The sequence below is a fragment of the Ancylobacter sp. Lp-2 genome, assembly GCF_020523795.1.
Classification (GTDB): domain Bacteria; phylum Pseudomonadota; class Alphaproteobacteria; order Rhizobiales; family Xanthobacteraceae; genus Ancylobacter.
The window spans coordinates 1-5,599 of sequence record NZ_JAJALI010000023.1; the positions used below are offsets into that span (position 1 = coordinate 1).

General features: G+C 55.4%; 2 tRNA genes and 3 rRNA genes. All 5 read right to left on the reverse strand.

The window, feature by feature from the left end:
* Window positions 1–81: 81 nt before the first annotated feature.
* Window positions 82–196, reverse strand: a 5S ribosomal RNA gene (gene rrf / locus LGR54_RS25570).
* Window positions 197–301: 105 nt separating this feature from the next.
* A 23S ribosomal RNA gene (locus tag LGR54_RS25575) occupies window positions 302–3,118 on the reverse strand.
* 358 nt (window positions 3,119–3,476) lie between these two features.
* A tRNA-Ala gene (locus LGR54_RS25580) sits at window positions 3,477–3,552 on the reverse strand.
* A 41-nt stretch (window positions 3,553–3,593) separates the two neighbouring features.
* Window positions 3,594–3,670 (reverse strand) — tRNA-Ile (locus tag LGR54_RS25585).
* Between the two features lie 190 nt (window positions 3,671–3,860).
* A 16S ribosomal RNA gene (locus LGR54_RS25590) occupies window positions 3,861–5,345 on the reverse strand.
* The 16S, 23S and 5S rRNA genes sit together here with 2 tRNA genes alongside, the layout of an rRNA operon.
* Window positions 5,346–5,599: the final 254 nt, after the last annotated feature.

Below are 5,599 nucleotides of genomic sequence, written 5' to 3' on the forward strand. Positions count from 1 at the left end.
CCTAAACGCAAAAACCCCGCCGGCATTTCTGCGCGGCGGGGTTTTCGTGAGATTGTGAAGAAGCGTGCATGTGCTCGGCAGGCCTGGCAGCGACCTACTCTCCCAGGTCTTGAGACATAGTACCATCGGCGCTGAGGAGTTTAACGGCCGAGTTCGGGATGGGATCGGGTTCAGGCTCCTCGCAATGGCCACCAGGCCGGCGAAGCACACGCATTTTGCGAAGCAAGGCTCTTTCGAGCGAACACTCTTTCGAGCATCTGGTCTTTGGATAGCTCACCTTCGATAGATATCGAGGATGAGAACGATCAAGCCAATCGAACGATTAGTACCGGTAAGCTCAATGCATTACTGCACTTACACACCCGGCCTATCAACGTGGTCGTCTTCCACGGTTCTCGAGGGAATACTCGTTTTGAGGTGGGTTTCCCGCTTAGATGCTTTCAGCGGTTATCCCGTCCGTACATAGCCACGCTGCACTGCGGCTGGCGCCACAACAGCTCCACCAGAGGTACGTTCATCCCGGTCCTCTCGTACTAGGGACAAATCCTCTCAATATTCCTACACCCACGGCAGATAGGGACCGAACTGTCTCACGACGTTCTGAACCCAGCTCACGTACCACTTTAATCGGCGAACAGCCGAACCCTTGGGACCTGCTCCAGCCCCAGGATGTGATGAGCCGACATCGAGGTGCCAAACGATGCCGTCGATATGGACTCTTGGGCATCATCAGCCTGTTATCCCCGGCGTACCTTTTATTCGTTGAGCGATGGCCCGTCCACGTGGGACCACCGGATCACTATGGCCGACTTTCGTCTCTGCTCGACTTGTCAGTCTCGCAGTCAGGCGGGCTTATGCCATTGCACTCGACGACCGATTTCCGACCGGTCTGAGCCCACCATCGCGCGCCTCCGTTACTCTTTGGGAGGCGACCGCCCCAGTCAAACTGCCCACCATGCAATGTCCCGGACCCGGATAACGGGCCGCGGTTAGACATCCATATCTATAAGGGTGGTATTTCAAGGGTGACTCCACGAGAGCTGGCGCCCTCGCTTCAAAGTCTACCACCTATCCTACACATACCGACACGAATGCCAGTGCAAAGTTGCAGTAAAGGTGCACGGGGTCTTTCCGTCTGACCGCAGGAACCCCGCATCTTCACGGGGAATTCAATTTCACTGAGTCTATGCTGGAGACAGCGGGGAAGTCATTACGCCATTCGTGCAGGTCGGAACTTACCCGACAAGGAATTTCGCTACCTTAGGACCGTTATAGTTACGGCCGCCGTTTACCGGGGCTTCGATTCAAAGCTTGCACCTCTCCTCTTAACCTTCCGGCACCGGGCAGGCGTCAGACCCTATACGTCATCTTGCGATTTCGCAGAGCCCTGTGTTTTTGCTAAACAGTTGCCACCCCCTGGTCTGTGCCCCTCCCACATGGTTGCCCACATGGAAGGCCTCCTTATCCCGAAGTTACGGAGGTAAATTGCCGAGTTCCTTCAGCATAGTTCTCTCAAGCGCCTTGGTATACTCTACCAGTCCACCTGTGTCGGTTTCGGGTACGGGCTATAATGTGGGAGCTATTTCCTGGAACCCCTTCGAAGCCAGAACAGAACCAATTCGTCTGACAACACACGGGATTCGTCACTACCCACAGGCTCAGGAATATTCACCTGATTCCCATCGACTACGCCTTTCGGCCTCGCCTTAGGGGCCGGCTAACCCTGCGCAGATTAGCTTTACGCAGGAACCCTTGGACTTTCGGCGACAGTGTCTCTCACACTGTTTGTCGTTACTCATGTCAGCATTCGCACTTCCGATACCTCCAGAGGCCCTCACGGGTCCTCCTTCGCAGGCTTACGGAACGCTCCGCTACCGCTTGCCCGAAGGCAAACCCTAAGCTTCGGCGCGTGGCTTGAGCCCCGATACATTTTCGGCGCAAGAATCCTAGACCAGTGAGCTGTTACGCTTTCTTTAAAGGATGGCTGCTTCTAAGCCAACCTCCTGGTTGTTTTCGGACTCTCACATCCTTTCACACTTAGCCACGACTTGGGGGCCTTAGCTGTAGGTCAGGGTTGTTTCCCTCTCGACGACGGACGTTAGCACCCGCCGTCTGTCTCCCGCGCAGTACTTCCAGGTATTCGGAGTTTGGTTAGGTTTGGTAAGATGGTAAATCCCCCTAGCCCATCCAGTGCTCTACCCCCTGGAGTATTCACACGAGGCACTACCTAAATAGTTTTCGCGGAGAACCAGCTATTTCCGAGTTTGGTTGGCCTTTCACCCCTAGCCACAAGTCATCCGAGACTTTTTCAACAGGCACCGGTTCGGTCCTCCAGTGCGTGTTACCGCACCTTCAACCTGCTCATGGCTAGATCACCCGGCTTCGGGTCTAATCCGACGAACTGAACGCCCTGTTCAGACTCGCTTTCGCTGCGCCTACACCTATCGGCTTAAGCTCGCTCGCCAGACTAAGTCGCTGACCCATTATACAAAAGGTACGCTGTCACCCAGGACGAACCTTGAGCTCCAACTGTTTGTAGGCATCCGGTTTCAGGAACTGTTTCACTCCCCTTGTCGGGGTGCTTTTCACCTTTCCCTCACGGTACTTGTTCGCTATCGGTCGCTGAGGAGTACTTAGGCTTGGAGGGTGGTCCCCCCATGTTCAGACAGGATTTCACGTGTCCCGCCTTACTCGAGGATGAATGATTGCATTACGTGTACGGGGCTATCACCCACTAAGGCCCGGCTTTCCTGACCGGTTCCACTTGTCTCACATTCACCACTGGCCTGATCCGCGTTCGCTCGCCACTACTAACGGAGTCTCTGTTGATGTCCTTTCCTCCGGGTACTTAGATGTTTCAGTTCCCCGGGTTCGCTTCTAACCCCTATGTATTCAGAGCTAGATACCTTCATCTGACAACTGGAATTCCAAAGCTTCACAGCTCAGATTGCTCTGAAGTGAAACTTCAGAGTCCCAGTCGTCGAAGGTGGGTTTCCCCATTCGGAAATTTACGGATCAAAGCTTGTTCGCAGCTCCCCGTAACTTATCGCAGCGTACCACGTCCTTCATCGCCTCTCAGCGCCAAGGCATCCACCGAATGCCCTTAAGACACTTGATCGTTCTCATCTTCGATACCTACCCGAAGTAGGAACTCGCTCCGAGCTCCCTGTGCGGGGAACTCGGGGGCGAGACGGTTTTGAGAGACCCGTCTCACGGTATCGAAGCTATTCTAAAGACCAGCTTGCTTCGCTTCATTCGACGACGGTGCGGTCACGCTCCGTCGGGCGTGTCTCACGGGTTGCCCCATGATCACGACCCGCTGCCAGGGTAAAAGCCCCGCGGCCGATCGAATGAATGCTTTTTCACGATGTCAGACAACACGCACACACCGGCCAGGCCGATGCGGCGAATTCAGGTTCTCATGGACGAGAAGAAAGAGCCGATCCGGGCTCGACGCCCACCCTTCGCGAGAAGGATGGTGGAGCCAGACGGGATCGAACCGACGACCTCATGCTTGCAAAGCACGCGCTCTCCCAACTGAGCTATGGCCCCGTTTAGGTGAGCGACCCGGCAGCAGAAGCATCGCCGATAAATGGTGGGCCTGGGACGACTCGAACGTCCGACCTCACCCTTATCAGGGGTGCGCTCTAACCACCTGAGCTACAGGCCCCAAGCCAGTCAGGCGCCGGTCCTCCGAAACATCGGAGGACCGCGCCACAGCCTGGGCTCGTCCATGAAGAAAGAGAAACGAAGACGGCGGCGTCCCGCATGTTGCCGGTCTGACTGACCAGCTATGATCTAAGAGTTCCGATAAGCGTCGCGATCCGAAGATCAGGACAATCTTGAAGGAACATCCTTAGAAAGGAGGTGATCCAGCCGCAGGTTCCCCTACGGCTACCTTGTTACGACTTCACCCCAGTCGCTGACCCTACCGTGGTCGCCTGCCTCCCTTGCGGGTTAGCGCAGCGCCTTCGGGTAAAACCAACTCCCATGGTGTGACGGGCGGTGTGTACAAGGCCCGGGAACGTATTCACCGTGGCGTGCTGATCCACGATTACTAGCGATTCCAACTTCATGCACTCGAGTTGCAGAGTGCAATCCGAACTGAGACGGCTTTTGGAGATTTGCTCAACCTCGCGGTCTTGCTTCCCATTGTCACCGCCATTGTAGCACGTGTGTAGCCCAGCCCGTAAGGGCCATGAGGACTTGACGTCATCCCCACCTTCCTCTCGGCTTATCACCGGCAGTCCCCCTAGAGTGCCCAACTGAATGATGGCAACTAAGGGCGAGGGTTGCGCTCGTTGCGGGACTTAACCCAACATCTCACGACACGAGCTGACGACAGCCATGCAGCACCTGTGTCCCTGGCTCCGAAGAGAAGAAACCATCTCTGGTAACTGTCCAGGGCATGTCAAAGGCTGGTAAGGTTCTGCGCGTTGCTTCGAATTAAACCACATGCTCCACCGCTTGTGCGGGCCCCCGTCAATTCCTTTGAGTTTTAATCTTGCGACCGTACTCCCCAGGCGGGAGGCTTAATGCGTTAGCTGCGCCACTGATGAGCATGCTCACCAACGGCTAGCCTCCATCGTTTACGGCGTGGACTACCAGGGTATCTAATCCTGTTTGCTCCCCACGCTTTCGCACCTCAGCGTCAGTACCGGACCAGTAAGCCGCCTTCGCCACTGGTGTTCTTGCGAATATCTACGAATTTCACCTCTACACTCGCAGTTCCACTTACCTCTTCCGGACTCGAGATTGCCAGTATCAAAGGCAGTTCTGGAGTTGAGCTCCAGGCTTTCACCTCTGACTTAACAATCCGCCTACGTGCGCTTTACGCCCAGTGATTCCGAACAACGCTAGCCCCCTTCGTATTACCGCGGCTGCTGGCACGAAGTTAGCCGGGGCTTCTTCTCCGACTACCGTCATTATCTTCGTCGGCGAAAGAGCTTTACAACCCTAAGGCCTTCATCACTCACGCGGCATGGCTGGATCAGGCTTGCGCCCATTGTCCAATATTCCCCACTGCTGCCTCCCGTAGGAGTCTGGGCCGTGTCTCAGTCCCAGTGTGGCTGATCATCCTCTCAGACCAGCTACGGATCGTCGCCTTGGTAGGCCTTTACCCCACCAACTAGCTAATCCGACGCGGGTTCATCCAATGGCGATAAATCTTTCCCCTTGCGGGCTTATACGGTATTAATTCCAGTTTCCCGGAGCTATTCCGTACCATTGGGCAGATCCCCACGTGTTACTCACCCGTCTGCCGCTCCCCTTGCGGGGCGCTCGACTTGCATGTGTTAAGCCTGCCGCCAGCGTTCGTTCTGAGCCAGGATCAAACTCTCAAGTTGAATGAGATATTTAATCTCGGCTAATGTCGCTACGCTCAAAACCTCTTGACGAGGTTGAGACCAGGACATCCCTCGCGGGATCATCCGGTCTCGAGAACGTAAACACGCCGAAGTCTCATTCGATCTCTAAGAACCTTTCGGTTCCGTCGAGATCCGCAAGGACTCCGCCGTCCACGTTTCTCTTTCTTCCGTTTTACCTGTCAAACAGCACGAGGTTCGAAAACCTCAGGACCCGAAAGTCCGTGACCCGAAGG